Genomic DNA, 20,359 nt, shown 5'->3' with positions numbered 1-20,359 from the left:
CACAATTACACCGATTTAAAATACTTTTTTCTGAGCCATAAAGACACACTGACTAAAGCAATCAGCACAGGCACTTCAACCAATGGGCCAATCACAGTGGTAAATGCCACAGGTGAAGCTAAACCAAAGGTCGCAATTGCGACAGCCAATGCCAATTCAAAGTTATTCCCCGCAGCGGTAAACGAAATTGCGGTGGTTTTAGGGTAATCATTGCCCATCCATTTACTCATAAAGAAGCTGATGAAGAACATCACAATAAAGTAGATGGTCAAGGGAATTGCTATACGAATCACATCGAAAGGCAAGCTCACGACATCAGCACCTTTTAGGCTAAACATCGCAACGATCGTAAACAGTAATGCCAACAAACTTAAAGGACTGATCTTCGGCAAAAAGACATCTTGATACCAAGCGAGACCTCTGGCTTTGACTAAAGTCAATCGCGTCATGAAACCAAGAAAAAAAGGAATGCCCAAGTAAACCAGCACCGCATCGGTAATCGTCCAAAAATCTACATGGATGACTTGTCCTGCAATACCAAAGTAAGGTGGCAAGAAAGTGAGGAATAGCCAAGCATAACTACTAAATAATAAAATCTGGAAAATACTGTTAAAAGCCACCAATGCCGCAACATATTGATTATCACCACAGGCTAAGCCATTCCACACCAAAACCATCGCAATACAGCGTGCTAAGCCAATCAAAATTAAGCCCGTCATATATTCTGGGTAGCTGTGTAGAAAAATAATCGCTAATCCAAACATCAAAATAGGCGCAATAATCCAGTTTTGAACCAAAGATAAAGTTAAGGTTTTTTTATCTTTAAATACTTCAGGCAACGCCGCGTAATCAACCTTTGCTAAGGGAGGATACATCATCAAAATCAAACCCATCGCAATTGGAATATTGACGGAATCCACACTCATTTTGTCTAAAGCAACAGAAGCTTGAGGTAAAAACACACCGATCGCAATTCCCATCCCCATGGCAATAAAAATCCATAGGGTTAAGTTACGATCTAAAAAGGATAATTTTTGTTGAGCCATGATGTTCTCATTCAATATCTGAGATGTGATTGATTGCAGCAATCAATTCAGGACGAGACATATAAAAAGTACTTCGGACAAAATGCTGCGACAGCTATTCGCAGTAGATAGGAAAATAAATTTCATGCGGTATTACTCACAATAACTTTTAATTTGGAGAGACTGAGATTGGTTACTTGCGGAAGTTTGTTCACGTACCAAGAGATTGAGTAATTCATGACACCAAGCAGGCAACTCTGGATGAATGCTGTAATACACCCACTGGCTTTGTCGTCTGTCTTGCAATAAACCTGATGAACGTAATAACGCTAAATGTCTAGAGATCTTTGGTTGACTGAGTTGTAATTTTTCAGTCAAGTCACACACACATAATTCTTTATGCTCAGCAACTAAAGTGACAATATTGAGACGTGTTTCGTCCGCTAAGCATTTAAAAAAATTCACTTGATCCATCTTCACTTCCTATTTGCTTATATGAATATGTAAATTTCCATATATAAAAGCCAAATTTTTAATTTACGCGTTGCCCATTTTCATCAATCACCTGCTCACCATCCTCTTTAGTAAAAGCACCCTTCTGTGCCAATGGCAAAATATCTAAGACAGCTTCGGATGGACGACTCAAGCGAGTTCCTAACGCCGTCACCACAAATAGTCGATTAATCAAAATAGGATGCTCAAGCATAAAACTGGTTAGTTGCTCATCCGTCCAATCTTCACGATCCAGTTCTAGATCACGATAAGGATCTACATTTTTACGAATCGCTGCTCTAACCGTTAAATTGGCATCTTGAATAAGCTGAATTAACTCGCTACGAGTCGGAGGAGTCTTCAAATATTCAATAACATTTGGCTCAATTCCTGTATTACGAATCAAAGCCAATGTGTTACGTGAAGTTCCACATGCTGGATTGTGATATATCGTCACATCTAATGAAATTGCCATCGAATTAAGACCTAATTAATTTTTAAATTCTTTATATATGAATTTTCATATATATGCAATTTCATATATCCAACACCTCGATTAAATCAGTTTACCTGCTGTCTCTTTTTCCAAAACTTTAAAATTCAATCGTGTAAATTACAGAATATTGTCTCAAGTTGATCATTTTGGAATACAAGTTAAGCAAATGAGTCACTGAGCTTAGAGAATTTTTCTTCTAATATGCGGCTACACAGTTGTAACCATAGAGTTCTTGCACGATGACTCAATTGCCTAAAGTTAAAAATACCTTTGTTAATGCTAAAACAGCCCAATCAATCTTAAAAACGCGTGCGGGTAAGCAAGCTGCACAAGTATTTTCAAATGCGGCAGATCGTTTCTTGAGGGGACATCAACTGGCATTGTCAGGAAAAACACCTTTTGAAGTCGTTTATGAACGTGAAATTATTAGCTTACGGTTTTACAAGGCAAATGTAGAATCGGGTGAAAATAAACACCGTGTACCACTCGTTATTATTCCCCCATTAGCAGCGAATACCTTAGTGTTCGATTTGTTTCCTGATCGTAGTCTCATTCGTTACTTTCAAAGCCAAGGTTTTGATGTGTATATGATTGACTGGGGCACACCAAGCCGTAAACAAGCTAAATATAATTTCGGTACATATATCAAAATCTTTATGCCCGACTTTATCAGCAAAATTCGTGAACATAGCGGACAACAACAACTATCACTGTATGGTTGGAGTCTCGGTGGAGCTATCTCACTTTGCTATACCTCATTATTTAAAGATAAAAATATTAAGAATCTAATGATTTTGGCATCACCAATTAACACTCATCAATCAGGTTATATTGGCAAGCTTTATCAAAAGTTAAACACACCAGCGCAATGGGTACGAACCAATACTAATTTTCGAATCCGTCAAATTCCGAGCCGCTATTTCCATATTCATGGTTGGCAAAATACGCTTGGATTTAAGCTCACAGATCCAGTAGGTAATTTTAAAAATTATTGGCAATTACTGAAAAATTTGAACGATCGACAGTTTGTCATTAATCACGCAACATCAAGTTCGTTTGTTGACAATATGCTCGCCTATCCTGGTGGTGTAATGCGCGATATTATTTTACGTTTCTGGATTGATAACGAACTTTCGACAGGTCTCGTGAAATTTGGAGATCAAACTGCTGATTTTAAAGATATTGAATGTTCAGTACTTGCGGTTGGTGGGGATACTGACATTATTGTGACTGCAGAAGCTGTACGACCATTAATGGATTTGATCAGTAGCCAAGATAAAACCTTTGAAATCGTTCCCGGTGGTCATATGGGTTTGGTTTCAGGTAGCCAAGCACCACAAGCAGTTTGGCCTGTAGTTAGCGCATGGTTGCAACAGCGCTCAAATTAACTGCTTATAATTGCTAAAATAATCAAGGCTGTGAATCTCTTTTACTTGAAAAGATATGAGCAGCCTTTTTCGTGAATAGATGATATAGATATCGTAAAGTCAAAATAAATTAAGCAAAGTTGTGACGATTCAACACTAAATTTTCAACATTTACAGGTATACCCAATAAATAACCTTGCAATTGATTACATCCTAAATTAGTCAAAATATCAGCTTGTTGCTGTGTTTCTACACCTTCAGCTGTGACGATTAAGCCTAACCTAGCGGCAAGGTGAATTATACTTTCTAGAATTGCTTCTTCTTTCGAATTTGGTTGTAAATCTATGAGAAAACCGCGATCAATTTTAAGTTCATCAACAGGCAGATCTTTTAAATATAAAAAGCTTGAATAGCCAGTTCCAAAATCATCAATGGCGATCCGAATTCCTAACTTACGCAAGCGTTCTAAAGTGCGAATACTTGAATCAATATGATGCATTGCTGTTGATTCAGTGATTTCTAAAATAAGATTGTGGGGCTGAATTTGATATTGTTCTAAGAGCTGTTCTAATACGTTAAAAAGTTTTTTATTTTCAAATTGTAATGCAGATAAGTTGACGGCAATTGGATAAAAAGGACTATTACTTCGTTCCCATTTTTGAATCTGCTGACAAGCTTGCTCCAATGCCCAATAGCCCATTGGAATAATTAACCCTGTTTTTTCAGCACCTTCAATAAACATTTGAGGAGTCAACAAACCTAAGCTTGGATGCTTCCAGCGAATGAGCGCTTCAACACCACAAACTTGATAATTCGCAGTGAATTTAGGCTGATAAAATAAAACAAATTGCTGCTCATCTACCGCTTTATACAAATCATTAATTAATTTGGATTGACTACGGACATCTTGCTGATCTGTAACGGAATGGAAAACCGTAAACGTATTCCGCCCCTGTTCTTTAGAGGCCAACATTGCTACATCTGCATTAATTAATAAGTCCTGAACATTCGTACCGTGCTCAGGATACATCGCGATTCCCAAACTTGCAGAAATATTAATTTCTTTTGTCGCGATCAGATATGCTTCTTGAATAAAATGCAGAACTTCTTCTGCCAGTAACATCGCTTCATTAAGATCAGTGTTTTCAGAGACCAGTACAAACTCATCACCACCAATACGAAATAGCTTATGGCTTGAACTTAATTTTTCATGTAACCGATTAGCCATTTGAATTAAAAGTTGATCACCAATATGGTGTCCAAAAGCATCATTTACCGATTTAAAGCGATCTAAATCTACATATAAAAATGCTGCTTTTTCTTCTCGTAAACGATGATGGCTGAAGATTACTTCTGCATAATCTGTCAAATATAATCGATTCGGCAACTTTGTTAATGAATCATGTAGTGACTGAGTTGCTAATTCTTTATTTATTCTAACTAATTGTTGATTACGCTCTTCTAATCGGGCTTCTAAAACTGCGACAGCAAAACCAGCGACAAACACTAAACTGGTAATAAAAATAATGGTAAATAATAAAACGGCTTGCTCTGTTTGTGCTGAACCAAGTGCTTCCACAAATCCTGTATCAAAATAAGTGGCTGCCATACCCGTGTAATGCATACCTACAATACTAAAAGCCATCAATATTGCAACGACAGCCTTTAATGCAGTTTTATATTTAACAGCGGTTTTATATTTAAAAACAAATAAACAGCTCAAACCAGAACCACATACAGCGATGAGTACTGAACAAATCACGAGTAATGGATCATATCTCAATTGATGGTGCTCAACTGAAAGCGCCAACATCCCCGTGTAATGCATTCCAGATATCCCTAGCCCTAAGAATAATGCACCTAAAATCAGACGTGGCATAGGTAAAGTAGGTCTAGTCGTTAGCCAAACAGCAAATACCGAAGCAGTTGCGCCTATCAAATATGAAAGCACAGTCAAACTAATATCAAAATGATAGCCTTCAGGTAAATGGCTCGCAAGCATTCCAATAAAATGCATTGCCCATATTGCCAAGCCTAAAGTCAACCCACTCGTTACTAAAATGCTTTTCTCAAACTTTTTATAAGCAGCTTTAAAAACGAGTTCTTCCATTGAAACTGCAGCATAACAAGTCGCTACTGCAACCAAAATGGAAACGATGACCCATGTGCTATCGTAATCAACGTGAACCATAAAGGACTTCCATGATTATTCAGTACTTTTTTTTATTTGTTGAGCGAATTGCTCGAAATCAGAACGATCATTAACACTCAAAAAAGATACAAATTGTGTATTCATAAACTTTCCTTAACAATAACATCATCTAGCATAAGGTCAAGTCTTTTTCATTTTATAAATCAATAGAATAAAAACATGTAATCATTTCAAACCAATGAAAAGACTTGCTTTTTTATTGTACTTTTTTACCGAAAGACCAATTTATTTTTGCTAGGTGTTTTAGTATTTAAGTAGTTACTTCTTATTTGTTTTAAACTGCACGATGAACTTAAGTCTCATTGCAGTTTTGTTGTTTTTGTCATGTATTAAGTACGATGTAAAGTACTTGGCTTATAAATATCTTATGCCTTTTTAATGTCAGTATTGTTATAACTCTGTTATCAACAGCATTAAAAAACCTCATTTATCAACAAGAGGTTTCTTTTAACTCAGAGATAAAACTTAGTTTTCTCTTTGTCTACGATTTTGTTTGCTTGAATCATGAGTAGGGTCTCCTACGCAAGGAGTAGGGAAATAGAAAAGCATCGCTTTTCCCCTGTGCAAGAGTAGAGCTATGTTTAACCAATGCGTAACATTAGAATGATCCAATAAAAAGCCCCTGTACAAACAAGGGCTTTTAAAGATTAAACTAAAACTTAGTTCTTCTCTTTGTCTACGATTTTGTTCGCTTGAATCCAAGGCATCATCGCACGTAACTTATTACCTGTTACTTCGATACCATGCGCAGCGTTTTGACGACGACGAGCAGTCATAGATGGGTAATTCAACGCACCTTCTTGAATGAACATTTTTGCATATTCACCAGATTGGATACGTTTCAATGCATTACGCATTGCTTCACGAGACTGTTCGTTGATTACTTCAGTACCAGTCACATATTCACCGTACTCAGCATTGTTAGAAACTGAGTAGTTCATGTCAGCGATACCGCCTTCGAACATTAAGTCAACGATTAACTTAAGTTCATGTAAACATTCGAAGTAAGCCATTTCTGGTGCATAACCAGCTTCAACCAAAGTTTCGAAGCCCATTTTAACCAATTCAACAGCACCACCACAAAGAACTGCTTGCTCACCGAATAAGTCAGTTTCAGTTTCTTCACGGAAAGAAGTTTCGATGATACCTGTACGACCACCACCTACACCTGAAGCGTAAGAAAGCGCTACGTTACGTGCATTACCAGAAGCATCTTGGTGAATTGCGATTAAGTCAGGAACACCTGAACCACGTTGATATTCAGAACGTACAGTATGACCTGGTGCTTTTGGAGCAACCATGATTACGTCTAAATCTTTACGTGGAACAACTTGGTTATAAAGAATAGAGAAACCATGAGCAAATGCTAAAGTCGCGCCTTCTTTAATATTCGGCTCAATCACATCACGATAAAGTTGAGATTGGAACTCATCTGGAGTCAAAATCATCACTAAGTCAGCTTGAGCAACAGCCGCTGGAACTTCAGATACTTTAAGACCAGAATTTTCAGCTTTTTTCCAAGAAGTAGAACCTGCACGTAAACCAACAGTTACGTCAACGCCAGAGTCTTTCAAGTTAAGTGCGTGAGCATGACCTTGTGAACCATAACCAATGATTGCAACTTTTTTGCCTTGGATGATTGATAAGTCACAGTCTTTATCGTAAAAAATTTGCATCTGTTTTCTCCGCTAAAATTTTTGTCATTTCCCTTGTTTTACAAGGATAGATCCTTTGAAACTTCCCAATTCTTGCATTTCTATATGAAGAATTGGGGAAGCGATTAAATACTTAAAACTTTTTCACCACGTGCGATACCAGACACACCAGAACGTACAACTTCTAGAATGGTATTTTCAGCAAGTGCATCAATAAAACCATCAATCTTTTCAGTTGTACCTGCGATCTGAATCGTATAAGTGGTTGGTGTTACATCAACGATTTGGGCACGGAAAATATCAGCTGTACGCTTAATTTCCGCACGAGCGGCACCTAAAGCTTTCACTTTAATCAACATAAGCTCGCGCTCAATATGTGCACCTTCTGACAAATCAACCACCTTAACCACTTCAACTAATTTATTCAGTTGTTTTGTGATCTGCTCGATTTTGTGATCATCGCCATAAGTTGTCAGCGTCAAACGAGATAAAGTTTCATCTTCAGTTGGCGCAACGTTTAAAGTCTCAATGTTGTAACCACGTTGAGAGAATAAACCGACCAAACGAGAAAGCGCGCCTGCTTCATTTTCTACAAGTACAGAGATAATGTGTCTCATGCCGTGCGCTCCCCTTTACCTAACCACATATCTTTCATCGACTGACCTGCAATCAACATTGGATAAACATGTTCTGTACGATCAACCATGACATTAATGAATACACATTTATCATTAATTGCCATTGCTTCAGCCAGTTTAGATTCCAACTCATCTGCATGATTGATTTGAATACCTACATGACCATAAGCTTCCATCAATTTTGCAAAATCAGGTAAAGAATCTACATAAGAGCTTGAATGACGCCCTTCATAGTTCATGTCTTGCCACTGCTTCACCATGCCTAAAGCTTGGTTATTCAAGCAAAGAATTTTCACATTTAAGCCATATTGCTTACATGTTGATAATTCTTGGATACACATCTGAATTGATGCTTCACCTGTAATACACACGACTTGTTGATCTGGGAATGCAAGCTTCGCTGCCATTGCATACGGTAAACCAACACCCATCGTGCCTAGACCACCCGAGTTAATCCATTGGCGTGGACGTTTGTATTTGTAGTAGTTTGCACCAAACATTTGGTGCTGACCTACGTCAGACGTAATGATCGCTTCACCATTGGTCACACGATCAAGCGCTTCCACCACTTGTTGTGGTTTCATTTCACCATTTTGAGCTGCTTCATAGCGTAAGCCATGAACTTTACGCCACTCATTAATCTGAGACCACCATTCAGCAATTGCTTCTGGATTTGGCTTAGACACATTCATCTGTTTAAGCTGAGCTAACATTTCTTGAAGAACTGGCTCAACCGCACCAACGATAGGAATGTGCGCCATGATCGTTTTAGAAATGGTCGCTGGATCTACATCAATATGAATCACTTTCGCATTGAGACAGAATTTTGCAGGGTTATTAGTCACGCGGTCATCAAAACGCGCACCAATGGCCAAAATCACGTCTGCATTATGCATCGTCATATTGGCTTCATAAGTACCATGCATCCCTAACATACCCACAAATTGTGGATCATTACCTGGGAAAGCACCTAAGCCCATCAATGTATTGGTTACTGGATAACCCAATAGATGCGCAAGTTCAGTCAATAGTGCAGAAGCATTACCTTGAACAACACCACCGCCCGTATAAATAATTGGGCGTTTAGCAGTGATCAGCTCATCAATTGCTTTGCGGATTTGACCTGAATGTCCACGAGAAGGCGGCTGATATGAGCGCATCTTCACTTTTTCAGGATATTCGTAGGCAAATTTTTCTGCTGGATTGGTGGCATCCTTAGGAATATCAACAACCACTGGGCCTGGACGGCCAGAAGCTGCGATATAGAATGCTTTCTTAATAATTGCAGGAATTTCGCTGGCGTGACGCACTTGGAAACTGTGTTTTACGATTGGACGAGAAATACCAACCATATCTGTTTCTTGGAATGCATCCTCTCCAATCAAATGGCTTGCAACCTGACCAGACAAAATCACCATTGGGATTGAGTCCATATAGGCAGTTGCAATAGGAGTAACAGTATTTGTTGCACCTGGACCAGAAGTCACAAGAACAACACCTGTTTTACCAGTTACGCGCGAGTATGCATCTGCCATATGACCAGCAGCTTGCTCATGACGTACAAGGTAATGATTAATTTTGTCTTGTTGAAAAAGCGCATCATAAATATGTAAAACTGCGCCGCCTGGATAACCAAAAACATGCTCTACGCCTTCGTCCGCAAGCGCACGAACGAGCATTTCACCACCAGATAAAAGTTCCAACGTGATTCACCCTAGTGTTAGTACAATTTATGGGAGACATAAATTGTATTTTCATTCATTAACTTATGCACTTTTCTAAGTGTGCGTATTCTACTCGTTTTTGCTGCAATAGGAAAAATTTTCTGACTCATCAGCCGTATAAGCTGTTATTACATCTCGAATCAAAACATGTTGGGATAAACATATTTCAAAAAATCATTCTCTCGGCTAGAAAGAATGTCCATTGCAAACCATGACATTTATTCGAAGGGTGATCAAATAAGCGCATATAAAACTAAGCAAGCATTTTTGTTGCTTTCATACACAAAGTCAAGAATAAAGAAAAGGTTTTTTTAGAATAATTTTTAGCTGTTGTTTTTTTAATCTATCAGCTTAAGGTGATTTATCGATCCAAATGCCCATTTATCAAAAAACTATTTTCTTTTTATACAAAAATAGGCATTGTGATTGGCTAATTCAAACATTTTGATCGAATATAGACGAAATTCTTTTGGGGGAGATCAAATTATGAAACCATCATATTTTAAAACAAGCCTATACGCTGTCGCAACTACGACTCTGCTTCTTTGTTCTAGCCAAAATTATGCTCAGCAGTACTACAAATGGATGGATGCTAATGGTTCAACCCATTACACCACGACGCCTCCACCAAAAGGAGCAAAACGATTAGATAAAATTTCCACTTATGGAAGTAGCACTCAAAATGCAATCCCGCAGAAAGCACAGCAACCTCAAAACGAAAATCAACCGTCTGAAAGTCAACCCAATCAAAATATGACTCGACCACCAATAGATGAAATACCTCAAGCTCCTGCTGCTGCACCACCTATTCAAACACCTGTCACAGCGCCAGTGAGAGTAAAACCAAATCTTTAGACTGTTTTAGTCGGTTCAAACAAGGTGACTATTTTAGATTTGCCACCTTGTTTGGGTAAAATAAAAATATTATTAAAAAACAAATTAATATATCAATACTGTTTCAATATTTACAGATTATTATGAGGGCTGTATTGAAAGCATCTTCATCTAAAAAAGAGAGCCTTTAACAAATTCAAAGATACTCACTTTTTAAAAATACCCCAACTGGTTTCCACTCGCATCATTTAGAAGATAAAATCCTCAGCTAAAAACTGACATCCCGCCCTATTTTGCGCTATGCTGTGCAGCAATCTTAACTTTACTTTTTTGTTGTATCGCATATCCCTATGACGACTTCTCACATTGACTCCGAATATCAAGCAAGTGCCATTGAGCCTCAAGTTCAACAAGACTGGGACAATCGCAAAGTTTTTAAAGTTGCAGACACTGTAGAGGGCAAACATCGCTATATCCTGTCGATGTTCCCCTACCCAAGTGGCAAACTGCATATGGGGCATGTGCGTAACTACACCATTGGTGACGTGATCAGCCGTTTTTATCGTTTAAAAGGCGAAACTGTATTACAACCAATGGGTTGGGATGCATTTGGTTTGCCTGCTGAAAATGCAGCGATTGCACACCAAGTTGCACCAGCAAAATGGACTTTTGAAAACATCGCATATATGCGTGACCAATTAAAAAAATTGGGCTTGTCAGTCGATTGGGATCGTGAGTTTGCGACCTGCACACCAGAGTACTACCATTGGGAACAATGGTTATTCGTACAACTTTATAAGAAAGGCTTGATCTATCGTAAGCTTTCAACAGTCAACTGGGATCCTGTAGACCAGACTGTGTTAGCTAACGAGCAAGTTGAAAATGGTCGTGGCTGGCGTTCTGGTGCATTGGTTGAAAAACGCGATATTCCAATGTACTACTTCCGCATTACCGACTATGCACAAGAATTATTAGACGATTTAGACACATTAAAAGACGGTTGGCCACAACAGGTCTTAACCATGCAACGTAACTGGATTGGTCGTTCTACAGGGATGGAAATCACCTTCCCTTCTGCCAATACTGAAATTTATGCAGATGGTCTAACTGTTTATACCACGCGTGCTGATACCTTGATGGGTGTGACCTATGTTGCTGTTGCAGCAGAACACCCTATGGCACTTAAAGCATCTGAAAATAATCCTGAACTTGCTGCATTTATTGAAGAATGCCGTATGGGTTCAGTCGCAGAAGCTGATTTAGCCACTGCTGAAAAGAAAGGCATGGCAACAGGCTTATTCGTGAAGCATCCAGTTACAGGTGAAGATCTCCCTGTTTGGATTGCGAACTATGTGTTGATGTCATACGGTTCAGGCGCTGTAATGGCAGTTCCTGCACATGATGAGCGTGATTTTGAATTTGCCAATAAATTCAATTTAGCAATCAAACAAGTGATTGATGCCAGAGGTGCTGATGATGCTGAATACTCAGCAACTGAATGGCAAGAATGGTATGGTTCTAAAGAAGGCAAATTGGTAAATTCTGGCGAGTTTAATGGTTTAGCATTCCAAGCCGCTTTTGATGCCTTCCTTGCAAAATTAGAACCACAAACTTTAGCGAATGCTAAGGTTCAATTCCGTTTACGTGACTGGGGTGTTTCTCGTCAGCGTTACTGGGGTTGCCCAATTCCAATGATCAACTGTAATAGCTGTGGTCAAGTCACCGTTCCAGAAGATCAATTACCTGTGGTATTACCAACCGATGTAGTTCCCGATGGTTCGGGTAACCCATTGAACAAGATGCCTGAATTCTACGAAACTAAGTGTCCAAGCTGTGGTGGCGACGCACGTCGTGAAACCGATACTTTGGATACGTTCGTAGAATCATCTTGGTACTATGCACGTTATGCATCTCCAGACTTTACGGGTGGTATGGTAAAACCTGAAGCGGCGCAAAGCTGGCTTCCAGTAAACCAATATATCGGTGGTGTTGAACACGCAATTCTGCACTTACTTTATGCGCGTTTCTTCCATAAGTTGATGCGTGATGAAGGCGTGGTACAAGGTAATGAACCATTTACCAACTTGCTCACTCAAGGCATGGTGTTGGCAGACACCTTCTACCGTGAAGCAGAGAGTGGCAAAAAAACTTGGTTTAACCCTGCTGACATCGAATTAGAACGTGACGAAAAAGGTCGCATTCTATCTGCGAAATATTCAGGTGATGGTCAGGAAGTTGTGATCGGCGGACAAGAAAAAATGTCTAAGTCGAAAAACAATGGTATTGATCCACAAGCCATTATTGATCAATACGGCGCAGATACTGCTCGTGTCTTCATGATGTTTGCTGCACCACCTGATCAATCATTAGAATGGTCAGATGCAGGTGTTGAAGGCGCAAACCGTTTCTTGAAACGTGTCTGGCGTTTAGCAGCGGGTTTCCTTGAAAAAGGCAATCAGGCGACTGCAATTGATACAGTAAACCTATCGAAAGATGCGCAAGATTTACGTCGCAAAACCCATGAAACCATCCAAAAAGTGGGTGATGACATCGAACGTCGTCATGCGTTCAATACTTCTATTGCAGCATTGATGGAATTATTGAATGCGACCAACAAATTTGAAGCAAAAGATGACAATGATGCGGCTGTTGCACGTGAAGCAATTACAACTTTATTGACTTTACTTGCACCATTTGCACCACATTTAAGTCAAACACTTTTAGCACAGTTTAGTATTGATATTAATACGACACTGTTCCCACAAGTGGATGAATCAGCGTTAACCCGTAATACGCAAACGATTGTTGTACAAGTGAATGGTAAACTTCGTGGTAAGTTAGACGTCGCAGTCGATATCTCTAAAGATGAATTATTGGCTTTAGCAAAAGCACTGCCAGAAGTGCAACAATTCTTAACTGGTCCAACCAAGAAAGAAATTGTCGTTCCGAATAAACTTGTTAATTTAGTGGTTTAATTTTCTGCTTAGATTCCCTCTCCTCTCAGGAGAGGGCTAGGGAGGGGTTATTAGCTTCATCCTAACCCTTCTTTAAAAAGAGGGGGGATCAAAAGCAATAAACAAAACCTCATCAAAGCCCGCTGTTATTCAACGGGCTTTGATTCTAAAATGTGGTCAATTTATCAAGATTAAATCTTCCATATTTGTTGGAATATCATAAGGACAAAGCATGCATTTAGTTCAACGTGTTGCAGCAGTTGTATTAACTTTAGGTCTAAGTGCAGGCCTAGTTGGCTGTGGCTTTCATTTAAAGGGAAGCTATCCAACGGCAACACCATTGGTTTATAACAAACTCACTTTGGTTTTACCTGACAATACCGATGAACTCGAAAATCGTTTAAGTATCTATCTTAGTGCTACAGGCGTACAACTCAGTAATGCCAATGATGCCTATGTACTTCGTATTTTAGATTACACGCCTCGTCGCCAGTTATTGAATGGTAAATTGACTGAAGTGCTATTGCGTTTAACCGTGACTTTCCAAATCGAAGATCGCCAAGGTAATAAAATTACTGAACCACGCACACTCACCGCATCACGTACTTACCAATATGATGTGGCAACAGTAAACACCGATAACCAACAAGAAGCTTATTTGAATCGAATCGTGATTGATGATATTGCTCAGCAAGTGACACGTCAGATTGCAGCCAATCGTTTACCCAAAGCTCAACCATAATTACTTTTTATGAAGTTAGATTATGTTCAAGCATTAAAACGTATCAATGAAGCCCGTGGCGCATGGATCATTCATGGGCAAGAACCTTTGCTTGAGCAAAATCTACTTGATGCATTCCGTAAAAGTTGGCAACAGCATGAAGTTGAACGTCAGCGTTATGACATTAGCAGTGTTAATGACTGGAAGAATGTCTTTAATGCGCTGAATAGTTTATCGCTATTTTCACAACAACTCGCCATTGAAGTACATGGCAATATCAAGCCTGATGCCAACGGCCTAAAACTGCTGAAAAACTATATTCAACATAATGAACATAACTTATTGCTGATCGTTTTGCCTAAACAAGACAGCAGCAGTTTAAAGTCTGCCTTTTTCCAAGTCGTGGAGGCCAATGGTGTTGTAGTTTCTTTGACCGCAACCTATCCACAAGACCGACAAAAAATCTTAAATTTAGAAGCAGAAAAATTAGGCATTCAGCTAAATAATGATTCTTGGCAATGGCTGATGCAGCACCATGAACATAATCTACTCGCAGCTAAAAACAGCCTAATGCGTGTGGCAGATACCTTTCCTGATATACAAAAAATTCAGATTGAACAGCTATATGCTTGTTTGCAAGATCAATCACGTTATACCACTTATGATCTGAGCGATGCGCTACTTGCTGGTAACTTGGCGCAATCCATTAAGATTTATCAATATTTAATTGCGGCTGGTGAACCTGACAGTCTAATTTTGTGGACATTAAATAAAGAAATGCGTCTTTTGATGCAACTCTTTGAGCAGCCCCATAATGCGATACAAATTGGTATTTGGAAAACTAAAGTATCACAATATCAACAAGCTTTACGTCGGCTGAATCCAAGACAGTTCTTGCTTTGGCCTGAACTGTTGTTACGCATTGATGCTGCAATTAAAGGGATGTCTAAAGAAAATTCAGAGCATCTTATGCTACAGGCGGTCGGAGAGTTATGTGGCAACCGCCTGTTCTCATCATAACTTTTTAGTTAAATAAACGAGCGAACCAGCTCTTTCCTTTGGTTTGTTCTTGGGTACGTAAATATCGAATCATATTATCACGCACAGCATCGACATAATCCTGATCATCATGCTGTATATGATTAATCAACCATTTTGAGAGTAATCGATATAAATCATTTTCAACTGCTTCCCCTTTTTCAAAGCGTTGACGATAATCATTCAGTCTTTTGACAAATAAATCATGTATACCTTTATGCGAAGGTAAATATTGATAATTGACCTGCATTCATAAATTTTCTTCAAAGCTAAAATGTGATTGCATGTAATCAATCAGATCTTCCAATACTTCTTGAATCTTAGAGCGATGACCACTCACCCGAATTTATTCTAATCTATTGATATAATCTAATATTTGGCGATGCTGATGATCAATTACATCGATACCGATATTAAAGCTTTCTTGCCATTCCATTTTATTTCCCCTGTGAATTTTCCTATCAAATCACTTGTACTTATTTGCATATTTTTTATGACTTTATTGCTTTGATTAAAACCATAAAAAATATGGAATTAGATCTTACAATTTTTAAACCCTTAAATCCATAAAAAAATTAAGGTTTTATTAAATTTATTTACCTCATATTAAAAACAAATATAAGAAATTGAAATTTATAATTATTATTTTTTAAATAACTATCTTAATGAAAATATGGGAGGATTGAAAAAGTTAAATCAGAGAGGTCACTCTTTTTTAATGAATGATGTAATCCAACCTACTTTCATTTAAATACATAAACGTAATCTTTCCTAAATCAAGATCATCTAATTTATAGAACTCAAGAAGTCATCAATCACCGTTAGATCAATCATCAGCAGCAAGTCAAAATTCACTCAATATTTCTCAATTTTTAGGGTAAATTATGCTGAGATCATCTCAATAAAATATAATGACATAGGATAAGAATACGGATCATGCAGCAGCTCAGCCCCATCGAAATTGGAAGAATTAAAAATTTATTCTCAAAAGCCGATAGCCTAATTATCAGTGCGGGTGCAGGTATGGGCATTGATTCAGGTCTGCCCGACTTTCGAGGCAATCAAGGCATGTGGCGAGCTTATCCAGAACTTGGTAAACAACGTATCGACTTTAGCGAAATAGCCAATCCAGCAGCATTTAAATTTCAGCCACATTTAGCATGGGGTTTTTATGGACATCGTTTGGCACTATATCGTCAAACCATGCCACATCAAGGTTTTAATTTACTCAAACAACTGGCTGAAAGGTTAGCACTACCCTACTTTATATTTACTTCGAATGTTGATGGGCAGTTTCAAAAAGCAGGTTTTGATCCAAACCAAATTTATGAGTGTCATGGCTCTATCCACCATCTTCAATGCTCAGAACCTTGCCAACTCAAAACATGGTCAGCAAATGAATTAACGCCTGAGATTGATCATCAAAATTGTCAATGGCTAGGAAAACTTCCACTATGTCCACATTGTGGAACGTTATCCCGTCCAAATATTCTGATGTTTAATGATTATGCTTGGGTCAGCCAAAGACATACTCAACAAGCAAGACGCTTAGAAATTTTTTTAGAAGCCCACAATCACCCTATCGTCATTGAAATAGGTGCAGGTACAGCGATTCCAACAGTCCGTTATTTTAGTGAGCGTTTCGCACCACAACTCATCCGAATCAATCCTCGTGAAGCAATGCTTCCATCCAAGGGAGGAGTCTCAATCGCAGAAAATGCAGTCATTGGTATTCAAAATATTTATCAGATTCTAATCAAATAATTCCAAAAAAATTTGATAATAATTATCATTCTAGATTAAAAATATCCACGTTTTATCCTTATTTCGCTTTTATACTGGTTTGAGTTTCTAAATCTCGATCTGTTGCCATGCCAAAAACAAGTTCTAAAAAAATACCATTCAGTAAAATAATAATGATCGCTATCGGTGTTGCGATTATTGCAGCCGTTGCATGGTTTTTCTTTAAACCTAAAGATCAAGCACCACAATATATTAGTGCTGAAGTCTCTAAAGGTGATATTGAAGATTCTGTACTCGCAACGGGTGTACTTGAAGCAACCAAAATGGTCAGCGTCGGCGCACAGGTTTCAGGTCAAGTGAAAAAAATGTATGTACAGTTAGGCGATCAAGTCAAACAAGGTCAACTGATTGCACAAATTGACTCGATTCGCCAAGAAAATGAGTTGAAAACAGCCAAAGCCAGTATTCAAAATCAACAGGCTCAATTGGCGGTACAACAGGCCAATCTAGCCAAAGTTGAAGCTGAATATAAACGTCAACAAGCCATGTTTAGCCAAGATGCAACTTCACGTGCAGAACTTGAAACAGCACTAGCGAACTTTAAAACAGCACAAGCTCAAATTGCAGCAATCAATGCGCAAATTGAACAATCTCGTTTAACCCTCGCAACTGCGCAAGAGAATTTGGGTTATACCCGTATTGTTGCTCCGATGGATGGGACAGTGGTTGCCATTGTGACCGAAGAAGGTCAAACCGTAAATGCCAATCAAACCGCACCAACGATTGTGAAATTGGCAAAGCTTGACAACATGACCATCAAAGCCCAAATTTCTGAAGCCGATGTGATGAAGGTTGAAAAAGGTCAAACCGTGTATTTCACCACATTAGGCAATAGCGATAAAAAACATTACGCACAGCTACGTCAAGTTGAGCCTGCACCAAACTCAATTAACACCGAAACAACCAATACCAGTTCATCTTCATCAAGCACAGCCGTGTATTACAATGCTTTGTTTGATGTTCCAAATGAAGACGGTAAGTTACGTATTGATATGACTGCACAGGTATATATTGTTTTAGCTGAAGCGAAAAATGTGCTGACGATCCCTGCTGCTGCGATACAAAGCAAACGTTCAAACAAAAAAGACAATAGCAATAATTCAACGGCGGCAAATCAAGCGAAAACTACCGATACTCAAAAAATACAACAACCGAAACGTCTCGATTTAACTGAAGCTGAAAAAGCCTTGATTGCTCAAGGTAAAGCATCCACAGGCATCGTACGAATCTTACAAGCAGACGGGACTGCTCAACCTCAACCTGTGTTAATCGGCCTTAACAATCGTGTGACTGCACAAGTGCTTAGAGGTTTGAAACAAGGCGATCAAGTGGTGATTGCAGATGCAACTGATAGCTCAAACGAATCAGCAAAACGTAGCAATCAACGTGCAATGAGAATGTAATATGACTCAAGATCAAACGCATTCTTCACAGCCATTACTTGAGGTTAGTGACCTCACCCGTGAATTTCCTGCGGGTGAAGGTACCGTGCAAATCCTCAAAGGCATTAATTTAAAAATTTATGCTGGTGAACTGGTTGCAATCGTCGGGCAATCAGGCTCAGGTAAATCGACCCTCATGAATATCTTGGGGTGTCTCGATAAACCTACCGCAGGCAGCTATCAAGTCAGTGGTCGAGAAACACGTCTACTCGAAGCAGATGAGCTAGCACAACTTCGCCGTGAATATTTTGGCTTTATTTTCCAACGTTATCATTTGCTCGGTGATTTAAGCGCCGCAGGTAATGTCGAAGTTCCTGCGATTTATGCAGGTGTGGACAGCCAACTCCGTCAACAACGTTCTGCTGAGCTACTCTCAGAACTAGGACTTGAAGAACGCTTACATCATCGACCAAGCCAGCTATCTGGTGGTCAGCAACAACGTGTGTCGATTGCCCGTGCATTGATGAATGGCGGTGATGTGATTCTTGCCGATGAGCCAACAGGTGCATTGGATAAGAATAGCGGTGTCGAAGTGATGCGCATTTTGCGTGAGCTGAATGCCAAAGGCCATACCATTATTCTGGTGACGCATGATCTTAATGTTGCCAAGAATGCGACCCGTATTATCGAGATCAGTGATGGTAATATTATTTCAGACCGTGCCAACGTACCTGAAAATGCAGATACCGATTTAGAACATCAAACCCTGCAACGCTCATCACAAAAGAAAACCTCGGCTTGGCGGTCTTTTTTCGATCGTCTCGGTGAAGCATTCCGTATGGCACTGCTTGCCATGAATGCCCACCGTATGCGGACTTTCTTGACCATGCTTGGGATTATTATCGGGATCGCATCCGTGGTCTCGGTGGTTGCGCTTGGGAATGGCTCACAAAAGCAGATTTTACAAAATATCAGTAGTTTAGGCACTAACACCATTAGCGTTTATCAGGGTCGTGGCTTTGGTGACAATTCACGTGCCTCCCAAGTGAAAACACTAGTGCCTGCCGATGCGGATGCGCTAGCTGAACAACCTTATGTCGATGGGGTCAGTCCATCTGCCAATACCAGTGTGACGCTACGCTACAAAGATACCGAAGCATCGGCAACCGTAAATGGTGTCAGTGCTGATTTTTTCTATGTCAAAGGCATGACCTTTAAGTCGGGACAAGCTTTCGATAAAGACAGCGTCACACAACGTGCGCAAGATGTGGTGATTGATACCAATACTGAAAAGACTTTCTTTGCAGATGGTACTAATCCTGTTGGTCAAGTACTGCTGTTAGGTAGCGTACCAAGTCGAATCATCGGCGTGATTGATGCTCAACAAGGCTTCATGGGTAGTTCTGACAGTTTGAATGTTTATTTACCTTATTCAACAGTGATGAGTCGCATGTTGGGGCAATCCAATGTTCGTAGCATCATTGTTCGCATTAAAGATGAATATCCAAGTAGTGCGGCTGAAAATGCAATTCTAACCTTGCTGGAACAGCGTCACGGCGCACAAGATGTTTTCACTCAGAACTCTGACAGTATCCGTGAGACGATTCAGCAAACCACAGCCACAATGACCCTATTAATTTCTGCAATCGCCGTGATTTCTCTTGTGGTTGGTGGAATTGGCGTGATGAACATTATGTTGGTCTCTGTGACTGAACGAACTCAAGAAATTGGGGTACGTATGGCGGTTGGCGCACGACAAAGCGATATTTTGCAGCAATTCCTGATTGAAGCAATTTTAGTCTGCTTATTAGGTGGTGTACTGGGTGTGCTGCTTTCTTTAGGGATTGGGCAAATTATTGGACACTTTGCCAAAGGCATTATTGAGATGAGTTATTCAACCACCTCAATCATAGCGGCTTTTGTCTGTTCAAGCATGATTGGTATTGTATTTGGCTTCTTGCCAGCACGAAATGCAGCACAACTCGATCCAGTTGCTGCTTTAGCGAGAGAATAAAAAT

Annotated in this window: 15 protein-coding genes and 1 pseudogene; 8 read left to right on the top strand and 8 right to left on the bottom strand. The window is 39.4% G+C overall.

Annotated features, from left to right (window positions below; translation table 11 throughout):
- Positions 1-5: 5 nt before the first annotated feature.
- From arsB to arsC, 3 genes are all read right to left on the bottom strand, one after another.
- A complete protein-coding gene (arsB, locus tag O1449_RS02240) occupies positions 6-1,046 on the bottom strand; it encodes an ACR3 family arsenite efflux transporter (RefSeq protein WP_269239048.1) in 1,041 nt (346 codons plus the stop codon).
- Between the two features lie 132 nt (positions 1,047-1,178).
- Positions 1,179-1,499: a metalloregulator ArsR/SmtB family transcription factor gene (locus O1449_RS02235; protein WP_046738165.1), complete on the bottom strand. Its 321-nt coding sequence runs from the start codon at positions 1,497-1,499 to the stop codon at positions 1,179-1,181.
- Positions 1,500-1,557: 58 nt separating this feature from the next.
- Positions 1,558-1,992: an arsenate reductase (glutaredoxin) gene (gene arsC / locus O1449_RS02230; RefSeq protein WP_269239047.1), complete on the bottom strand. Its 435-nt coding sequence runs from the start codon at positions 1,990-1,992 to the stop codon at positions 1,558-1,560.
- A gap of 260 nt (positions 1,993-2,252) precedes the next feature.
- Here arsC and O1449_RS02225 point away from each other — a divergent pair, with 260 nt between their 5' ends.
- Positions 2,253-3,401: an alpha/beta fold hydrolase gene (locus O1449_RS02225; RefSeq protein WP_269239046.1), complete on the top strand. Its 1,149-nt coding sequence runs from the start codon at positions 2,253-2,255 to the stop codon at positions 3,399-3,401.
- Between the two features lie 109 nt (positions 3,402-3,510).
- On the opposite strand, the gene O1449_RS02220 is transcribed toward O1449_RS02225, so the two are convergent.
- From O1449_RS02220 to O1449_RS02205, 4 genes are all read right to left on the bottom strand, one after another.
- Entirely contained in the window at positions 3,511-5,571 is a 2,061-nt protein-coding gene (locus tag O1449_RS02220; protein WP_269228880.1) for an EAL domain-containing protein, read from the bottom strand.
- Positions 5,572-6,251: 680 nt separating this feature from the next.
- Positions 6,252-7,268 carry a ketol-acid reductoisomerase gene (gene ilvC / locus O1449_RS02215; protein WP_004655853.1) on the bottom strand — a complete coding sequence of 339 codons (1,017 nt, stop codon included), beginning with the start codon at positions 7,266-7,268 and terminating at the stop codon, positions 6,252-6,254.
- Between the two features lie 104 nt (positions 7,269-7,372).
- Positions 7,373-7,864, bottom strand: a complete 492-nt coding sequence (gene ilvN / locus O1449_RS02210; RefSeq protein ID WP_005162601.1) for an acetolactate synthase small subunit — start codon at positions 7,862-7,864, stop codon at positions 7,373-7,375.
- Positions 7,861-9,588, bottom strand: coding sequence for an acetolactate synthase 3 large subunit (locus tag O1449_RS02205; protein WP_269239045.1), 1,728 nt, complete (start codon positions 9,586-9,588; stop codon positions 7,861-7,863). Before O1449_RS02205 ends, ilvN begins: the two co-directional genes overlap by 4 nt.
- Before the next feature lie 507 nt (positions 9,589-10,095).
- On the opposite strand from O1449_RS02205, the gene O1449_RS02200 reads away from it, so the two are divergent.
- The 4 genes from O1449_RS02200 (at position 10,096) to holA (ending at position 15,138) form a co-directional block, all read left to right on the top strand.
- The gene (locus tag O1449_RS02200; RefSeq protein ID WP_269228882.1) at positions 10,096-10,464 is read left to right on the top strand and encodes a DUF4124 domain-containing protein; all 369 of its coding nucleotides are present in this window, start codon (positions 10,096-10,098) and stop codon (positions 10,462-10,464) included.
- 329 nt (positions 10,465-10,793) lie between these two features.
- The gene (gene leuS, locus O1449_RS02195; RefSeq protein WP_269239044.1) at positions 10,794-13,418 is read left to right on the top strand and encodes a leucine--tRNA ligase; all 2,625 of its coding nucleotides are present in this window, start codon (positions 10,794-10,796) and stop codon (positions 13,416-13,418) included.
- Between the two features lie 211 nt (positions 13,419-13,629).
- Positions 13,630-14,139 carry an LPS-assembly lipoprotein LptE gene (locus tag O1449_RS02190; RefSeq protein ID WP_269239043.1) on the top strand — a complete coding sequence of 170 codons (510 nt, stop codon included), beginning with the start codon at positions 13,630-13,632 and terminating at the stop codon, positions 14,137-14,139.
- 9 nt (positions 14,140-14,148) lie between these two features.
- Positions 14,149-15,138: a DNA polymerase III subunit delta gene (gene holA, locus O1449_RS02185; protein WP_269239042.1), complete on the top strand. Its 990-nt coding sequence runs from the start codon at positions 14,149-14,151 to the stop codon at positions 15,136-15,138.
- 4 nt (positions 15,139-15,142) lie between these two features.
- Here the strand turns inward: holA and O1449_RS02180 are convergent.
- Positions 15,143-15,592 (bottom strand): annotated as a pseudogene (locus O1449_RS02180) (bacteriohemerythrin).
- A 500-nt stretch (positions 15,593-16,092) separates the two neighbouring features.
- Between O1449_RS02180 and O1449_RS02175 the strand changes: the two are divergent.
- From O1449_RS02175 to O1449_RS02165, 3 genes are all read left to right on the top strand, one after another.
- Positions 16,093-16,920 carry an SIR2 family NAD-dependent protein deacylase gene (locus O1449_RS02175; RefSeq protein WP_269239041.1) on the top strand — a complete coding sequence of 276 codons (828 nt, stop codon included), beginning with the start codon at positions 16,093-16,095 and terminating at the stop codon, positions 16,918-16,920.
- 107 nt (positions 16,921-17,027) lie between these two features.
- Positions 17,028-18,362 (top strand): MacA family efflux pump subunit, encoded by a 1,335-nt coding sequence (locus tag O1449_RS02170; RefSeq protein WP_269239040.1) that lies wholly within the window; start codon positions 17,028-17,030, stop codon positions 18,360-18,362.
- A gap of 1 nt (position 18,363) precedes the next feature.
- Positions 18,364-20,355: a MacB family efflux pump subunit gene (locus O1449_RS02165; RefSeq protein WP_269239039.1), complete on the top strand. Its 1,992-nt coding sequence runs from the start codon at positions 18,364-18,366 to the stop codon at positions 20,353-20,355.
- The last annotated feature ends 4 nt before the right edge of the window (positions 20,356-20,359 follow it).

The organism is Acinetobacter sp. TR3, from assembly GCF_027105055.1.
Classification (GTDB): domain Bacteria; phylum Pseudomonadota; class Gammaproteobacteria; order Pseudomonadales; family Moraxellaceae; genus Acinetobacter.
The sequence above is the reverse complement of the archived record's forward strand: the minus strand, read 5'-3'. Positions and strand labels throughout refer to the sequence as shown.